Below are 18053 nucleotides of genomic sequence, written 5' to 3'. Positions count from 1 at the left end.
TTTTTGTGGCAAAGATTTTTTTTCCTCCGAAATTATGATAAAATAAAATGGAGTTTGAAAAAGGAGGGAAACATGGAAGAATCAAAAAAACTGAATGCAGTTATTGATGTCATCATGCTAGCTGGAACGATTCTACTTCGAAATGGATCTGAGATTTATCGTGTTGAAGATACCATGATTCGGATTGCTCATTCACAGGGTATTCTGGATTGTAATGTTTTAGCCATGCCCGCAGCCATTTTTTTCTCCATTGAAAATACAAATATCTCTCGTATGAAGCGAGTGACCTCCTCTGCTTATAATATTGAGAAGGTGTGTGATGTCAACCAAATTTCGCGGCAACTCGTGTCAGGACAGCTTGATTTGGAGACAGCCTTTATCCAACTAAAGGAATTGAATGCTAAGGCATCTCCCTATACCAATGTTCAACTAACTGCTGCAGCGACCCTCAGTGCTCCTTTCTTTTCAATCATGTTCGGTGGGAATGTCTACGATGCAATAGGGGCAGGAGTGGCGACCTTGTTTGCTTTTACTTTCTCTCTCTATGTAGAAAAGTTTATTCGTATTCCTTTTATGACAGCTTTTGCAGGAGCTCTTGTCTTTGGTTTGATTGCACAATTTTGGGCGCGCTATTCTGGTTTACCATCGACAGCCGATTTGGTCATTGCTGGTGCGGTCATGCCTTTTGTACCTGGAATTGCCCTGACTAATGCTGTTCGAGATATTATGACCAATCACATTAACTCTGGTATGAGCAAGATGTTTGAATCCTTGCTGATCACCCTTGCCTTAGGGGCTGGAACATCAGTCGCCCTCTTACTCATGAACTAATATGACACTAACAACATTTTTATTGCAAGCTCTGGCAAGTTTGCTTGCCATTATTACCTTTTTAATCGTTTTAAATGTCCAGCGTTCCATGCTTATCCCTGGTGGAGTTTTAGGAATGTCTATCTGGCTACTCTATCTGATACTCAAGGAACCAACCAATGTTATTTTGGCAACCTTTATTGCTGCGGTGATTGGTTCTTGTGTTAGCCAGATTATGAGTATTCTCTACAAAACACCAGCAGTGGTTTTTGCCCTAGCCATTCTGGCACCATTAGTGCCAGGTTATCTGTCCTATCGAACCACTTCCTTCTTCGTTACAGGTGACTACGGCCATGCCATTTCTAGTGCCATGCTAGTTATGATGTTGGCCCTTGTTATCTCCATTGGAATGGCCAGTGGGACAGTTTTGTTGAAATTGTATCATTATCTCAAAAAGAATCGAGCTAGCTAAGACTCGATTTTTTGTAGCCCTAAAGTTCTATTTGAAAAATGAGATAATGAACTTGATTTGGTGAATCAAGTCTTTTTTAGCTCATTTGACCTCAATTGTGATAAAATAGAGGTGAACGATTTTTTACAATGAATGATAAAAATAGAGGTAAATATGACAATCGGTATTGATAAGATTGGTTTTGCAACCAGTCAATACGTTTTGAAATTACAAGATTTAGCGGAAACCCGAGGAATTGATCCTGAAAAATTGAGTAAAGGACTCCTTTTAAAAGAATTGAGTATTGCTCCTTTGACAGAGGATATTGTTACCTTGGCTGCCAGTGCAGGTAATTCTATCCTGACTGAAGAAGAGAAGCAAGAGATTGACATGGTTATCGTAGCGACAGAGTCTGGGATTGACCAGAGTAAAGCTGCAGCTGTCTTTGTACACGGTTTGCTAGGAATTCAACCATTTGCTCGTAGTTTTGAAATCAAGGAAGCTTGCTATGGTGCAACAGCGGCCCTTCACTATGCTAAGTTACATGTAGAAAATTCTCCTAAATCAAAAGTTTTAGTGCTGGCTAGCGATATTGCAAGATATGGTGTCGAAACTCCTGGAGAACCAACTCAAGGTGCAGGCTGTGTTGCTATGTTGATTAGCCAAAATCCACGTGTTATGGTCTTCAATAATGATAATGTTGCACAAACTCGTGATATTATGGACTTTTGGCGTCCAAATTACTCGACAACACCATTTGTAAATGGGGTTTACTCAACGCAACAATATCTTGATAGCTTAAAAACGACTTGGGAAGAGTACCAAAAGCGTTATGACTGTACTTTGGATGATTTTGAAGCTGTATGTTTCCACTTGCCATATCCAAAGCTAGCTCTCAAAGGATTGAAAAAAATCCTAGACAAATCCTTGCCTCAAGAGAAGAAGGACTTGCTTCAAAAGCACTTTGATGAATCTATTATTTATAGCCAAAAAGTTGGGAACATTTATACAGGTTCACTCTTCTTAGGTCTCTTGTCTCTTCTTGAAAATTCTGATAGCCTAAAAGCTGGGGATAAGATTGCCCTCTACAGCTATGGTAGTGGGGCTGTATCTGAGTTCTTTAGTGTAGTATTGGTTGAAGGTTTTGAAAAGCAATTGCAGAAAAATCGCTTAGACTTGCTAGACCAACGTCAAGCATTGAGTGTTGCTGACTATGAACGAATCTTCTTTGAGGAAGCCCAATTAGATGAGTCTGGTTCTGCAACGATGTCAGGCTATGAAGGGCAAGACTATGCCCTTGTTGAGATTGTAGAACACCAACGTCGCTACAGCAAGGTTGAAAAATAATGAAAAAAAATTGGAATGGATTTGCTAAAAAATCAATTCAAGAGCGCCTAGAGTTCGTTAAGTCTCAGGCGCTTACTACTATTGAAGCCCAAGAAAGTCTTGCGCAAAATGAAAATCTCAGTCTAGCAGTAGCGGACCAATTGAGTGAAAATGTGGTAGGAACCTTCTCACTTCCATACTCAATCGTTCCAGAAGTTCTGGTAAATGGTCAAGAATACACAGTTCCCTATGTGACCGAAGAACCATCTGTTGTTGCTGCAGCTAGTTTTGCCAGTAAGATTATCAAACGTGCTGGAGGTTTTACAGCTCAAGTTCATCAGCGACAAATGATAGGTCAGGTAGCCCTCTATCAGGTTCCAGATAGGGATAAAGCTTGTCAGGCTATTCTGAGTCAAAAAGCAGAGTTGCTCGAACAAGCAAACCAAGCCTATCCCTCTATTGTCAAACGTGGTGGTGGAGCCAGAGAGCTAACAGTTGAAAAAATTTCTGGTGAGTCTGACTTTTTAGTGGTTTATCTCCATGTAGATACTCAGGAAGCAATGGGAGCTAATATGCTCAATACCATGCTTGAAGCTTTAAAACCAAGTCTAGAGGCTCTAAGTCAAGGGCAAAGTTTAATGGGAATTCTATCCAACTATGCCACAGATTCTCTAGTAACAGCAACTTGTCGTATTGCCTTTCGTTATTTGAGTCGCCAGAAGGATGAAGCGCGTGAACTAGCGGAAAAAATGGTTTTAGCTAGCCAGTTTGCTCAGGCAGATCCTTATCGAGCAGCTACTCACAATAAGGGAATTTTTAATGGAATCGATGCCCTTTTGATTGCGACAGGAAATGATTGGCGTGCCATCGAAGCAGGAGCGCATGCCTATGCAAGTCATGATGGCGCCTATCGAGGACTCAGTCGTTGGACTATAGATTTGGAAAACGAAGAGCTTATTGGAGAGATGACCATGCCGATGCCAGTTGCCACTAAGGGCGGTTCGATTGGTCTCAATCCTCGAGTTGTACTCAGTCATGAGTTGCTAGGTCAACCATCTGCCAAAGAATTGGCTCAAATTATCGTTTCGATTGGTCTCGCTCAAAACTTTGCAGCACTTAAAGCTCTTGTCAGTACAGGGATTCAGCATGGACACATGAAGCTTCAAGCGAAATCTTTAGCGCTTTTAGCAGGTGCGACTGAGGCAGAAGTACCCAAGTTAGTAGAAAACTTGATTGCTGAAAAAACCTTTAATCTAGAAAAAGCGCAAACGCTATTGAAACATTTAAGATCATAAGAAAAATTTAGACTGGTTTGATTTTTAGCGCTTTTTACTGTTTTTTCAAATAAAAGAAACTCAAATACAGAATCGTATTTGAGTTTCTTAATTCAATGACATTATTTGCCAGTTTTTCTGTTTTTGTTCAAAAAAACAAGACGTATGTATTGACAACGCTTTCATTTTTTGTTATAACATAGTTGTAAATTATTAAGATTCATAATCAAAAAATATAGAGAGGAGGATTTTTGATTATGAATAAAAAAATAAAAATGGTGAGTGTTGCATTACTTAGTACAGTAATATTGAATATAGCACTTACAGAAGGTGTTTCAGTTGTTCATGCTAATGAGGTGGTTTCAGCGACAAAACTTGGAAATACTTTTAAAGATTTATCGGAAGAATCTATTTTATTAATTTTAAAAGCAGTAGATGAAATGCCACAAGGAATGTTGGAAAGAGGGAATCAGGAAGAAATTGATAAATATATGCTTAGTAAAGGTATAGATTTAAAATTTGATAATGAAGTACAGTTCAGAGACTTTTGGGGATGTGTCGGTGCAGTTGCTTGGGCAGTAGGATCTGCTGCTGTTGGTATTGGTATGCTTGTTAAAATTAAACAATTTATAGCAGCAGTAGGAGGTATCAAGGCAGCCGCTTCTGCTTTAATATCCATTGCTGAATCTGGAGCTAATTACGACAATATTACAAAATTCGGATATGCTGTAGTTGACATGGGATCTACTATTTTGGGAATTAAGGCAATTAGTGATAACTGTTTTGAATAAGAAATACAATATAGTTTTATTTTTATTATTTATAGTCTATTTGTTTGGGTACTTCTCAATTTCAAAAAATTTAATTCCTATAATGTGTGTGATCCAAATATTTTTGTTAGAAAATATATTTAAATCTCAAAATAAGCTTATCCAAATAGGTAAAATTATAGTTATTATTGCTTCTATAATATTATTTATTGATAGTATACTAAATTAAGAGTCTGAGAACTATTTTGTCTCAGACTCTTTTTGTTTAAATACTTTTTCCTGGTAGGAGGGAAACTGGTAAGAAATAACCGGTTGTGGCAACTTCTTTTCCTTCGATTTTTTGAAGTAGTAAATCAACTGTCAGGCGAGCAATTTCTTCCAAGGGTTGTTTAATGGTAGTAAGGTGAGGATAGAAATTCTCGATAAAATAAGTTCCATCGTAACCAATAACCTTGAGTTGTTCTGGAACAGAGATACCAAGTTCCTGAGCAATCTTCATAACCAAGATGGCTGTTAAATCGTCTGATGCGAAAATAGCATCTGGTTTTTGTTTGGTTAGGATAGTTTTGATTTCCATTTCTTTTCGAAGGGGTGAAAAGTCACTGGAAACATTGATAATGGGAGCCTTGGGTAAGATTGAAGCAAAACCAGCATGGCGAAGTCCAGTTGGTGAATTGGAGTTATCATTACCTGTAATCATAATGACAGACTTAGCTCCAGTTTTCGCTAAAGTTTGAGCTGCAAGGACTCCACCAGCATAGTTATCAGAGGAAACGACAGGAATGTCTGGTGATAGGTTACGGTCAAAAGAAATAATTGGAGCTGTTACGCGATTGTAGTCTTCAATCCCTAAGTTATGGCTACCAGAGATAATGCCGTCCACTTGGTTGGCTTCTAGCATTTCAAGATATTCACGTTCTTTTTCCGAATCGTGCTCACTGTTACAGATGATTGTCTTGTAGCCTTTTTTGAAGAGTTCGTGTTCCAATTTGTCAATCAATTCAGCATAGAAAACATGGCTGATTTTTGGGAAAATCAACCCAATTAACTTGGCTGATTTCCCTTGGAGGCTACGAGCTAGGTTGTTGGGTTTATAGCCCAATTCACGCATGGCATCCTTAACCTTTTGAATAGTTTTTTCTGACAGGTAGCCCTTTTTATTGATAACACGTGAGACAGTAGTTGGGCTGACGCCAGCTAATTTTGCGACATCAGTTAGTTTTGCGACCATATTCTAATTTGTAGTAAGTTCCAGTTGGGTTTCCAGATTTAATGAGGATTCCATTTTGATCCGCATGTGGGAATACACGACCAGAAAATACTTTTTCTCCTTTATTGATGAAAATTTCAAAGACTGAATTATCGATGAAGATATTTACAGTAGTAGCTTGATTAGCAACTGAGCATGAGCGAGTAGTTCCAAATTCTTGAGCATATTGCTCACCTGCTTTACTGCGGTCAACGGTAACTTGACCATTGACAAGGTCAAAATTGATAGAGAGTCCCTTACCGTCTTTATCAGCAAGAAGAACGATTTCGCTTTGGCTATTTGCTTCAAGGTTAAGCTCAAGTTCATAGGTATTTTTAGTTTCAGAACGATTTGAAAATTCCTCTTTTGAAGCTCGGAGGTCCTGGATAGCTGCTACAGGGTACTGATAGAGTTTGCCATCTTTAATGGTAAGTTCTTTGACTAATGAAAAAGTTCCTTGGTGGTCAAAACGGTCAGATGGGTAAGAAACATCTGGTAAACCAAGCCAGCTGACTGCTAGGGCGCGACCATCAGGAGCGTTAAAGGCTTGAGTGGCATAGGCTTCAAATCCATAATCAAGATTGTGAAGTTCAGACACATCTACCATACGTGCATTTTCAGGATCAAAGGAAGCACCGATTTTGTACATATTTGGATAGATATTATCATAGTCAAGAACCTTTTTATCCAAACCTTGTGGACAGTAGAGAAGGACAGGCTGTTCTCCAACAAAGACGAGGTTCGGGCACTCCATCATATAGGCAGTACGGTCGTTGTTAAAGTCCAAATCACCAACTTCTTGCCAGTTTGTATAATCGTTATCGACCGCTTTGTAGAGACGGACAAAACCTTTTTTCTCCAAGTCTTGACCACCAACGATAGCGTAGTATTGTCCTTTAAAGTTGAAAATCTGTGGATCGCGGAAGTGGTCAGTAGCATCAGCAGGCTGATCAATCAAGATTTTATCAATCTTTTTAATATTTCCATCCTTATCCATCAAGGCACCAATCTGATAAGGGTGGCGTACCCAATTTTCATCACGGACATTTCCTGTATAGAATAGGAACAATTTATTATCAAACTGCATAGCAGATCCTGAGTAAGCGCCGTGGCTATCCAGTGGAGTATCAGGTAAGATTTTAACACCTGTTTCAGTAAAGTGCACCAAATCATCACTCTCAAGTTGAACCCAAGATTTCAAGCCGTGGGCTGCTCCAAAGGGGAAGTTTTGGTAAAAGACAATCCACTTACCATCAAAATAAGAAAAACCGTTTGGATCGTTGAGAAGTCCTTCCTTTGGTTCAATGTGATAGCTGACATGCCATGGGGATTGCGCCATCTTTTCTTGGATTTCTTTTCTTTCTTCTTGTGTCCAATCTTCATAACGTCTGTAACGACGTTCAGTAGTCCATTCCATTTCTATTTCCTCCATAAATTCTACTATCTTAATAGTAAACGTTTCCTTATAAAAAAGCAAGTCTTTTACACTAAATTAAAGAAAAAAATGTCAAACGATTGACAGAATCTAGGAACGTAATTTTATGAAAAATGATGAAAATATGGAAGTTTTTGAAAACTTTAAAGTAAAAACCTTGATTTTAGAGGGTGTTATGGCTGTGTTGATGAAAAAAATAGCAAAAACAATCAAAAAATAAAAAATAGCAAAATTTTTTCTGCAAAACGCTTGACATATTTTTAAAACGTGATAGAATAATATTCGTGAGGCGAGTAAAATCGCTTTCAAACAAGAACAAATTTTTTTATAAGGAGATTTTTGCAAATGACCAATACAGAAATTGCAAAAAAAGTCATCGAAGCCTTGGGTGGACGTGAGAACGTTAACAGTGTAGCCCACTGTGCGACTCGCCTTCGTGTTATGGTGAAAGATGAAGCGAAGATCAACAAAGATGCTATCGAGAACTTGGAAAAAGTTCAAGGTGCTTTCTTTAACTCAGGTCAATACCAAATCATTTTTGGTACAGGTACAGTAAACAAGATGTACGACGAAGTCGTAGCTCTTGGTTTGCCAACGACATCTAAGGATGAGATGAAGGCAGAAGCTGCTAAACAAGGAAATTGGTTCCAACGTGCCATCCGTACTTTTGGTGACGTCTTTGTTCCAATCATTCCAGTTATCGTAGCAACTGGTCTCTTCATGGGTGTTCGTGGTCTCTTGAATGCTCTTGGAATGACACTTCCAGAAGATGTGACAACTTACACTCAAATCTTGACTGACACAGCCTTCATCATCTTGCCAGGTTTGGTTGTTTGGTCAACCTTCCGTGTATTCGGTGGTAACCCAGCCGTTGGTATCGTTCTTGGTATGATGCTCGTTTCTGGTTCACTTCCAAATGCCTGGGCTGTTGCGTCTGGTGGTGAAGTAACTGCAATGCAGTTCTTCGGATTTATCCCAGTTGTAGGTTTGCAAGGTTCAGTTCTTCCAGCCTTCATTATCGGGGTTGTCGGAGCTAAGTTTGAAAAAGCAGTTCGCAAGGTTGTTCCAGATGTACTTGACCTCTTGGTAACACCGTTCGTAACACTCCTTGTAATGTCAATTCTTGGATTGTTTGTTATCGGACCAGTCTTCCACGTTGTTGAAAACTACATCCTCATTGGAACTAAAGCAATTCTTAACTTGCCATTCGGACTTGGTGGTTTCTTGATTGGTGGAGTTCACCAATTAATCGTCGTATCAGGTGTTCACCACATCTTCAACTTGCTTGAAGTTCAATTGCTTGCTGCTGACCATGCTAACCCATTCAACGCTATCATCACAGCTGCCATGACTGCTCAAGGTGCTGCGACAGTAGCCGTTGGTGTGAAAACTAAAAATCCTAAACTTAAAACACTTGCTTTCCCAGCTGCTCTTTCTGCCTTCCTAGGTATTACTGAGCCTGCTATCTTCGGGGTTAACTTGCGTTTCCGTAAACCATTCTTCCTTTCATTGATTGCTGGTGCAATCGGTGGTGGATTGGCATCTATCCTTGGACTTGCTGGTACTGGTAATGGTATCACAATCATCCCTGGTACAATGCTTTACATTGGTAACGGACAACTTCCACAATACCTTCTTATGGTAGCTGTATCATTCGCTCTTGGTTTTGCTCTTACTTACATGTTTGGTTATGAAGATGAAGCAGAAGTGGCTTCAGAAGCTACAACTGAACGTTTGGCTGACGAAGCAGTAACTGGTACTGTTGTTGCACCTAGCGAAGGTGTCATCCAAACACCAATCGTTGGTGACGTCGTTGCTCTTTCAGATGTTAATGACCCAGTCTTCTCAAGTGGAGCTATGGGTCAAGGTATCGCTGTAAAACCTAGTCAAGATGTTGTTTACGCCCCAGCTGATGCTGAAGTGACAATCGTCTTCCCAACAGGACATGCTTATGGTTTGAAAACTGCAAACGGAGCTGAAATCTTGATCCACGTGGGTATCGACACTGTTTCAATGAACGGTGAAGGATTTGACCAAAAAGTTGCTCAAGGTGACAAGGTTAAAGCTGGAGATGTTCTTGGAACATTTGACTCAGCTAAGATTGCTGCTGTAGGTCTTGATAACACAACAATGGTTATCGTGACAAACACTGCAGACTTTGCTTCAGTAAATCCAGTTGCTTCTGGATCAGTTGCTAAAGGTGATGCAATCATCGAAGTTAAAGCTTAATACTCTTCGAAAATCAAATTCAAACTGCGTCATACTCGCTTTGCCGTATGTATGTGTTACTGACTTCGTCAGTTCTATCTACAACCTCAAAGCCGTGCTTTGAGCAATCCGCAGCTCGATTCCTAGTTTGTTCTTTGATTTTCATTGAGTACACTACTTTCGATTTAATAGATCAAAAAACGAACAAATGTCATGTTTGTTCGTTTTTGATTGAATCTTAAAATTTACAGAGGAAAAACTAAAATATAGGGCAACTTTCCTTCTGGAATTATGCTATAATAGAGAAAATAAAAACTAGAGGTTTATCATGACAAAATTATATGGAAGCTTGGAAGCGGGCGGTACAAAATTTGTCTGTGCTGTCGGTGATGAAAACTTTAACATTGTAGAAAAAACACAATTTCCAACAACAACTCCTATCGAGACAATCGATAAAACCATCGAGTTCTTTTCAAAATTTGATAATCTTGCAGGTCTTGCAATTGGTTCATTTGGTCCCATTGATATTGACAAAAACTCAAAAACTTATGGCTTTATCACAACAACTCCAAAACCTCACTGGGCAAATGTGGACTTGCTTGGTTCCCTTCGTCGCGCCCTAAACGTGCCAATGTACTTCACTACAGACGTAAACAGCTCTGCCTACGGTGAAGTGGTTGCCCGTAACAATGCTGGTGGCCGTATCGAGAACTTGGTTTACTACACAATCGGGACAGGTATCGGTGCAGGTGTCATCCAACGTGGTGAGTTTATCGGTGGCGTGGGTCACCCTGAGATGGGTCACTACTACGTGGCTAAACACCCAATGGATATTGAAAAAGAATTCAACGGTGTTTGTCCTTTCCACAAAGGATGTTTGGAAGGCTTTGCGGCTGGTCCAAGCTTAGAAGCTCGTACAGGAATTCGTGGTGAAAACATCGAATTGAACAGTTCTGTATGGGATGTTCAAGCCTACTATATCGCTCAAGCTGCAGTCAACGCAACTGTAACCTTCCGTCCAGACGTTATCGTATTTGGTGGTGGGGTTATGGCCCAACAACACATGCTTGACCGTGTCCGTGAGAAATTCATATCCTTACTCAATGGTTACCTACCAGTTCCGGATGTACGCGACTATATCGTGACACCAGCTGTTGCAGGTAATGGTTCGGCTACACTTGGAAACTTCGTTCTTGCTAAGAGCGTAGCAAAATAAGTATAAAAAATGAGGTCGGGATTTGTCCCGGCCTCTTTCTTTAGTCTTTTTCAATTTTCGTTTCCTGATGGAATATATTTTGCCAAGTTTCATGTCTGCGCCAGATACTTGTATGGATGGTGTCACCAATCTGATAGCGGATGAGTTTTGTCTTCTGACTAATGGACGTCAAGTGAAGTTCCTTGATAGCAGAGGTTAATTCTTTTTCCTCCTTATAGGCTTCCTTGTCTAGTTCTAGTCCGTCTTGGCGAATATAAATAAAATCTTCTGCCAGTAATTCTTCCAATTGATTTCCTTGGTCAATTAGTTGCTCTCTCATGAGCAATTTTTTATAGACATTATCAAGAATTTCATCTTCAGGAATCGGTGCTGGTTCAATGTGGATATCGGTATCAAAGATACCAAAGCGTTCTGATAACATGGATTCAACCTGATCTGCAATTTCGTGACTCTCAAAAACAGAGAGGTCTGGGTTCATCTCGAGAGTAATATCCAGATAAATGTTGCTTCCGTAAGTACGACCGCGTTGAGATTTGACCTTGCTAATCTTAGGAATTTCCATGATAGCTTTTTGGTAATCTTCCAGCAAGTGTTCATCAAAACCATCAGAAAGGCTGAAGGATGACTCGATAAAGATGTCATAAGCAGTTTTAAGAATAAAGAAGGTAATGATAATAGCGACCAACTTATCCACGATTGGATAGTTGAAGCTACTTGCCAGGATAGCAATAGAAGTTCCAAGAGATGTCACGGCATCTGACAAATTGTCCTTGGCTGCTGTCTTGAGAGCTTTGGACTTAGCTTGCTTACTCAGATGGGTATTGTAGAGATAAACGGCAAACATGATGATAGCAGAGATGATTCCTAGAGTCGCCCCAAGTGGGTCAATGACCGTTTGCTCTCGGCTGAGTATCTTTTGAATGGTGTCCCGTAGAACATCAAAGCCAACGTAAAACATGATGATGGAAGTGATGAGACTTGCCAAATCCTCTATTTTCCAGTGGCCGAAGCGATGATCTCTATCTGCTGGTTGGCGAGCCAAACGAATCCCAATGAGGAGGGCCACATTTGCGACAATATCTGAAACGTTGTTGAAACCATCCGCCACTAAACTGGACGAATGAAGGAGGTGCCCTGTAGCTAACTTAGCTGCAGACAAGAATAGATAGGTTAAAATACTGATAATCGCACCACGTTCAGCCAATTTCAAGTTTGAAAACGATTGATTCATGTAACTCCCTTTCTAGGATTTTCATATCCTATCATTATACTGGTTTTCCATGGAAAATTCAAATGGAGGGGTCAGTATAAAGGGGATAAAAATCAGAAAATACTTTTTTTTTTTTAGGAAAAATGATAGAATGTTATTTGGAAGTTTGTGCCCTTTATAAGGGGATATTAGTAGGTGATAAAGGAGATTCCATGAAAACATTAGTCGTCATCCCAGCACTCAATCCACCTTCAGATTTGTATAATTATATAGTTAAACTGAAAGAAGCAGGGTTGGAAAATATTTTAATAGTAGATGATGGGAGTAGGAGAGAGTTTAAATATATTTTTGAACAGTTAAGAGATGAACAAAATTGTAGGATATTAACTCATGCAAAAAATTTAGGTAAAGGTCGAGCACTAAAAAATGCCTTTAACTATTTTTTGACAATGTCAGATGTAGAAGAGTTTAATGGAATTGTTACTGCAGATTCAGATGGTCAACATAGAGTTGAGGATGTCTTATCTATGGTAGATACGATTTCTAATTATCCTGATTCACTAATTTTAGGTTGTCGAGATTTCGATACTGAAAATGTACCACCAAAAAGTAAATTCGGTAATAAACTGACCAAATTAGTATTTAAACTACTTTATGGGAGAAAAATAACAGACACTCAAACGGGATTACGAGGATTTCCGAAAGCAATATTAAATGAAATGTTAGAGATTCCAGGTGAACGTTTCGAATATGAAACCAAAATGCTCATTCATACGTTTGATAAAGCTATCCCAATACAAGAAATTACTATTGAAACGATTTATTTTGATGGTAATGCGGAAACACATTTTAATCCTATTAAAGACTCATTGAAAATTTACAAAGTAATCTTTGCTTCATTCTTTAAGTATTTATTATCATCTCTTTCTTCTTTTTTGCTAGATATTGGATTGTTTCAGTTCTTCCTTTGGGGGGCCTTAGCTGTAGGAATTCATAGGGGAGCATTATTAATCTTACTATCGACTATTTTGGCAAGAGTAATATCATCTTATTTTAACTTTACAATGAATAAAAACTTTGTCTTTGATGGTGAAAAAAGAATACAGAGAACGATTGTAAAATACTATAGCTTGGCTGTTTTCCAAATGTTGTTATCCGCAGCAATGGTGACGGCTCTTTGGAATATGTTTTCAGGATCTGAAACTGCCATAAAAATAGTAGTTGATACAATTTTGTTCCTTGCTAGTTATCAAATTCAAAGAAGGTGGGTGTTTAAATAGTGTCCAAAGTATTTAAAAATCATAGAGATTTATTTTTGAGTTTAATCAATGCATATTGCTTAACTCTAATGTTAACTTTTAATAGACCTATCCCCATCACTGGTTTGAAAACGTTTTTAAAACTGTTTCAAGCAGATACAACAATTTCTGTAACATTATTTATCTTATCATTATATTTTTTTTCAAAAATAAAGATACCAAAATTAAAAACAAGAGAAAACGTAATAGTGAGTCTATTTGGATTAATACTTTCGATTCTTCATATCGTTGGGAGTGATATTACATATACACACTCTACGTTGAGAGGGACTGTAAATAAGTTTTCGATTGGAGCTTTTTTGATATTAGTGGGGATTTCATTTTTTTCAATTAATACCTTATTAAGGTTATTAGTGAATTGGTTTCATCAACAAAAGTTGAAGTCTACTAATATGGAGCAGACAGTTTTTAGAAAAAAACTATATCTGTCAATGTTTTTACCATTTATGGCGATACGTGTACTATTTTTCTTTATTTTTTTTCCAGGTTCTACGACTTGGGATAGTATGTATATTATTGAGGAAGGGTTAGGATATTGGCCCCTGACTAATTCACACCCATATATATATACGTGGATAGTTAGTTTGTTTTCGAAAATAGGAATTAAGTTTTTTGGAAGCTTAGGGATAGGTGTTTCAATCTTTAATTTTCTCACACTAGTTGTGACATCTGTTATTATAGTTTTTGTTCTTTATAAATTGTTCGAGATTTTCAACATAAATAAATATTTAAAAGTTGGATTGTTTATTTTTTATGCTTTTTTCTCTAATTTTATTATAACAAGTTTCACTATGTATAAAGATGTGTATTTAGTTAATTTTTTGCTCCTATTTTTCTTATCAATGGTTTTGATAAACTATTTACCTGTCCGCTTTTTTTCCAGTACTTATAGTTTACCCTTATTTGTATTATCCTTTTTAGGGGTTTATATGCTACATAGAAAAGCAGTAATTTACGTATTAGTCGGTGTTGTTGTACTTTTCTTGTATAGTAAGTTGTATAAGAAACAAATTGCAAAATATGTGATTATTTCAGTCTTGGTAACCTTGCTAATTAACGCATTGGGAACAATTGCATTAAGACCAGAAGCATCAAAGAAGAAGTATGACTATTTATCATCACGATTTCAACAATTAGCAGCCGCTGTTTATTATCACCCAGAAAGTTTTACTAAATCTGAATTGGAATTCTATGATTCAACATTGGGACTAGATAATAATAAAAATTTTTTACAAGGCGAAGCGGATCCTATAAAAAATAAAATGGAAAATGAGCAGTTTAAGGGAAAAGAACGGGAGTTCTTTAAAATCTGGTGGAAGGGATATAGAAATCATCCTAAGACATATATTGATGCTGTATTAAATTTATCCGTTTCTTATTGGTACATATATAATTTACCTGATATGGCTTATGTTTCAAGTTATTATGAAGCGATGTATAGTCGTGAAAATAACTGGTTCGGTAATAAAAAAATATATGACAAAGGTATGAGTTTTTCTCAGGAAGAAACTATACATAGCAACCTGTATAAATATGTTTATGAATTACATTGGGCGTTGGGAGATTTATCGACTATTGAATTGCTTTATAGACCAGGTTTTTATACAATCGTATTAATACTGATACTAATGCTAGCTATCTTAAAACGAGATAAGAGACTTCTGCCAATAGTATTTTTTGTTTTATCCATTATTTTAACATGTATTTATTCTCCAATTGTAAATTATTTTAGATATTCTTATGCATATATGATGATTATTCCATTACTACTTCCTTTATTGTTTTTAAAAAATTCTGAGCAATTGCAGGATTAATATGATAGTTTATTCCTTGAAAACTTTTGAAATTCTGATATAATAGAACTACTCAAGGGAGTAGCTGGCGGGAAACCGCGATAGTGTCGTCATTACGAATTATTTCCGGCACTATATTAAACAGCGAGACTTGTTTTTTTAAAAAACAGGTCTCTTTTTTTGTAAAAAGAGGCCAAAAAGGAGGAGACTGTTTTGTCAAAAGAACAAAATAAAGACTTGTTTTACACTCAAACCGCAGAAGAAGTCCTAAAGAAATTGGACTCATCTATCGAAGGTTTGTCAACTGCTCAAGCTCAAGAACGCTTAGCGACTTATGGTCGTAATGAGTTGGAAGAGGGTGAGAAACGTAGCCTACTAGCTAAATTCCTTGATCAATTTAAGGATTTGATGATTATCATCTTGCTTGCGGCAGCGGCACTTTCTGTGATTACAGAAGGAATGGACGGTCTAACGGATGCTATTATCATCTTGGCCGTTGTTGTCTTGAATGCTGCCTTTGGGGTTTACCAAGAAGGGCAAGCAGAAGCAGCTATTGAAGCTCTGAAAAATATGTCTAGCCCGATGGCCCGTGTTCGTCGTGATGGTCATGTTATTGAGATTGACTCGAAAGAATTGGTGCCTGGGGACATCGTCTTGCTAGAAGCTGGAGATGTGGTGCCTGCCGATATGCGTTTGCTTGAAGCGGCGTCTCTTAAAATCGAAGAAGCTGCTCTTACTGGTGAATCTGTACCAGTTGAAAAAGATATTACTCAAGTGGTAGAAGCAGATGCTGGTATTGGGGACCGCGTTAATATGGGTTACCAAAACTCAAACGTAACTTACGGTCGTGGTATTGGTGTCGTAACCAATACTGGTATGTATACAGAAGTTGGTAAGATTGCGGATATGTTGGCAAATGCCGATGAGACTGAAACCCCATTGAAGCAAAGCTTGGAACAATTATCTAAAGCCTTGACTTACTTAATCGTTGTGATTGCGATTATCACTTTCTTGGTTGGTGTCTTCGTCCGTGGGGAACATCCATTAGAAGGTTTGATGGTTGCAGTAGCCCTTGCGGTTGCGGCGATTCCAGAAGGTCTCCCTGCCATTGTAACCATCGTTCTCTCTTTGGGAACAACAACCCTTGCCAAACGTAATTCAATCGTTCGTAAATTACCAGCAGTTGAAACGCTTGGTTCAACAGAAATCATTGCATCTGATAAAACAGGTACCTTGACCATGAACCAAATGACTGTTGAAAAAGTTTATACTAACGGTCAATTGCAAAGCTCTGCAGCTGAAATTGCTGCAAACAACAATACGCTTCGCATCATGAACTTTGCCAATGACACTAAAGTGGACCCATCTGGTAAATTGATTGGAGATCCAACGGAGACAGCCCTTGTACAGTTTGGTTTGGATCACAGTTTTGACGTTCGTGAAATCTTGAAGGACGAGCCACGTGTGGCAGAATTGCCATTTGACTCAGAACGTAAACTTATGTCTACAATCCATAAGGAAGCAGACGGTACTTACTTTATCGCTGTTAAGGGTGCCCCTGACCAATTGCTCAAACGTGTGACACGTATTGAAGTCAATGGGGAAGTTCGCCCCATCACAGAAGAAGACAAACAAGCTATCCTTGCTACCAACAAAGATTTGGCTAAACAAGCCCTTCGTGTCTTGATGATGGCTTATAAGACAAACAACGAAATCCCAACCTTGGAATCTGAAATCGTTGAGTCTGACCTCATCTTCTCTGGTTTGGTCGGCATGATTGACCCTGAGCGTCCAGAAGCAGCAGAAGCTGTTCGTGTTGCTAAGGAAGCAGGAATCCGTCCAATCATGATCACGGGTGACCACCAAGATACAGCGGAAGCTATCGCTAAACGTCTCGGTATCATCGATCCAAATGATACAGAAGACCATGTCTTCACTGGTGCTGAGTTGAATGAACTCACTGATGAAGAATTCCAAAAAGTCTTCAAGCAATACTCTGTTTATGCTCGTGTATCACCTGAGCACAAGGTTCGTATCGTGAAAGCATGGCAAAATGAAGGTAAGGTTGTCGCTATGACGGGTGATGGGGTCAACGATGCGCCTTCACTTAAGACAGCTGACATTGGTATCGGTATGGGGATTACAGGTACAGAAGTTTCTAAGGGAGCTTCTGATATGGTCCTTGCTGATGATAACTTTGCAACCATTATCGTAGCGGTAGAAGAAGGACGTAAGGTCTTCTCAAATATCCAAAAATCCATCCAATACCTCTTGTCTGCTAATATGGCTGAAGTTTTCACCATCTTCTTTGCAACCTTGTTGGGTTGGGATGTGCTTCAACCAGTGCATTTGCTATGGATTAACCTGGTAACAGACACGCTCCCAGCCATCGCCCTTGGTGTGGAACCAGCTGAGCCAGGCGTCATGACTCACAAACCTCGTGGGCGTAAGTCTAACTTCTTTGATGGTGGTGTCTTCGGAGCAATCATTTATCAAGGTATCTTCCAAACTATGCTCGTTCTAGGTGTTTATGCTTGGGCTCTTCTCTTCCCAGAGCACCAAAGTCATGCAGAAATCCATGCGGATGCCCTTACCATGGCTTTTGCAACTCTCGGTTTGATTCAATTGCTCCATGCCTTTAACGTTAAGTCGGTTTACCAATCTATCTTTAAAGTGGGACTCTTTACCAACAAGACCTTTAACTGGTCTATCCCAGTTGCCTTTGTTCTCTTTGTGGTGACAATTTTGGTTCCTGGATTTAATAACCTCTTCCACGTGTCTCACTTGAGCTTGACTCAATGGATAGTGGTTGCTGTAGGAGCACTTATGATTGTTGTCCTTGTTGAAATTGTTAAGGCAATCCAACGAGCACTCGGAAAAGATAAAAACGCCATTTAAGCACTATGAAAAGTCATCTTCGGATGGCTTTTTTTGGTTTTATATAAGATAAACTGACAAAGATTTTGTGATATAATCAAGTAGAGAGAAAGAT

Annotated in this window: 13 protein-coding genes; 10 read left to right on the top strand and 3 right to left on the bottom strand. The window is 38.7% G+C overall.

What is annotated here, in order from left to right; genetic code table 11:
• Nucleotides 1-72: 72 nt before the first annotated feature.
• The 5 genes from HMPREF2805_RS03645 to HMPREF2805_RS03625 all read left to right on the top strand — a co-directional run bounded on the left by HMPREF2805_RS03645 (nucleotide 73) and on the right by HMPREF2805_RS03625 (nucleotide 4652).
• On the top strand, nucleotides 73-831 hold the full coding sequence (locus HMPREF2805_RS03645) for a threonine/serine exporter family protein (protein WP_075231436.1): 759 nt from the start codon (nucleotides 73-75) through the stop codon (nucleotides 829-831).
• A 1-nt stretch (nucleotide 832) separates the two neighbouring features.
• Nucleotides 833-1282: a threonine/serine exporter family protein gene (locus tag HMPREF2805_RS03640; RefSeq protein WP_049503410.1), complete on the top strand. Its 450-nt coding sequence runs from the start codon at nucleotides 833-835 to the stop codon at nucleotides 1280-1282.
• A 153-nt stretch (nucleotides 1283-1435) separates the two neighbouring features.
• Nucleotides 1436-2608 carry a hydroxymethylglutaryl-CoA synthase gene (locus HMPREF2805_RS03635; protein WP_075231435.1) on the top strand — a complete coding sequence of 391 codons (1173 nt, stop codon included), beginning with the start codon at nucleotides 1436-1438 and terminating at the stop codon, nucleotides 2606-2608.
• Nucleotides 2608-3882, top strand: coding sequence for a hydroxymethylglutaryl-CoA reductase, degradative (locus HMPREF2805_RS03630; RefSeq protein WP_075231434.1), 1275 nt, complete (start codon nucleotides 2608-2610; stop codon nucleotides 3880-3882). Before HMPREF2805_RS03635 ends, HMPREF2805_RS03630 begins: the two co-directional genes overlap by 1 nt.
• A gap of 236 nt (nucleotides 3883-4118) precedes the next feature.
• Entirely contained in the window at nucleotides 4119-4652 is a 534-nt protein-coding gene (locus HMPREF2805_RS03625) for a hypothetical protein (protein WP_075231433.1), read from the top strand.
• A gap of 244 nt (nucleotides 4653-4896) precedes the next feature.
• Here HMPREF2805_RS03625 and HMPREF2805_RS03620 read toward each other — a convergent pair whose 3' ends face one another.
• Nucleotides 4897-5862, bottom strand: a complete 966-nt coding sequence (locus HMPREF2805_RS03620) for a LacI family DNA-binding transcriptional regulator (RefSeq protein ID WP_075231432.1) — start codon at nucleotides 5860-5862, stop codon at nucleotides 4897-4899.
• Entirely contained in the window at nucleotides 5843-7297 is a 1455-nt protein-coding gene (locus tag HMPREF2805_RS03615; protein WP_075231431.1) for a sucrose-6-phosphate hydrolase, read from the bottom strand. The genes HMPREF2805_RS03620 and HMPREF2805_RS03615 overlap by 20 nt, the downstream gene beginning before the upstream one ends.
• A 363-nt stretch (nucleotides 7298-7660) precedes the next feature.
• Here HMPREF2805_RS03615 and HMPREF2805_RS03610 point away from each other — a divergent pair, with 363 nt between their 5' ends.
• Complete coding sequence (locus HMPREF2805_RS03610; RefSeq protein ID WP_075231430.1) at nucleotides 7661-9544, top strand: sucrose-specific PTS transporter subunit IIBC; 1884 nt, start codon at nucleotides 7661-7663, stop codon at nucleotides 9542-9544.
• Nucleotides 9545-9851: 307 nt separating this feature from the next.
• Nucleotides 9852-10739 carry a fructokinase ScrK gene (scrK, locus tag HMPREF2805_RS03605; protein WP_075231429.1) on the top strand — a complete coding sequence of 296 codons (888 nt, stop codon included), beginning with the start codon at nucleotides 9852-9854 and terminating at the stop codon, nucleotides 10737-10739.
• A 40-nt stretch (nucleotides 10740-10779) separates the two neighbouring features.
• Here scrK and HMPREF2805_RS03600 read toward each other — a convergent pair whose 3' ends face one another.
• On the bottom strand, nucleotides 10780-11970 hold the full coding sequence (locus HMPREF2805_RS03600) for a cation diffusion facilitator family transporter (protein ID WP_075231428.1): 1191 nt from the start codon (nucleotides 11968-11970) through the stop codon (nucleotides 10780-10782).
• Between the two features lie 191 nt (nucleotides 11971-12161).
• Between HMPREF2805_RS03600 and HMPREF2805_RS03590 the strand changes: the two genes are divergently transcribed.
• From HMPREF2805_RS03590 to HMPREF2805_RS03580, 3 genes are all read left to right on the top strand, one after another.
• Entirely contained in the window at nucleotides 12162-13229 is a 1068-nt protein-coding gene (locus tag HMPREF2805_RS03590) for a bifunctional glycosyltransferase family 2/GtrA family protein (RefSeq protein WP_075231426.1), read from the top strand.
• The gene (locus HMPREF2805_RS03585) at nucleotides 13229-15082 is read left to right on the top strand and encodes a DUF6020 family protein (RefSeq protein ID WP_075231425.1); all 1854 of its coding nucleotides are present in this window, start codon (nucleotides 13229-13231) and stop codon (nucleotides 15080-15082) included. The genes HMPREF2805_RS03590 and HMPREF2805_RS03585 overlap by 1 nt, the downstream gene beginning before the upstream one ends.
• Before the next feature lie 192 nt (nucleotides 15083-15274).
• Nucleotides 15275-17959 carry a cation-translocating P-type ATPase gene (locus HMPREF2805_RS03580; RefSeq protein WP_075231424.1) on the top strand — a complete coding sequence of 895 codons (2685 nt, stop codon included), beginning with the start codon at nucleotides 15275-15277 and terminating at the stop codon, nucleotides 17957-17959.
• The last annotated feature ends 94 nt before the right edge of the window (nucleotides 17960-18053 follow it).

Origin of the sequence: Streptococcus sp. HMSC034E03, from assembly GCF_001811505.1 — a bacterium.
Lineage (GTDB): Bacteria > Bacillota > Bacilli > Lactobacillales > Streptococcaceae > Streptococcus.
The sequence above is the reverse complement of the archived record's forward strand: the minus strand, read 5'-3'. Positions and strand labels throughout refer to the sequence as shown.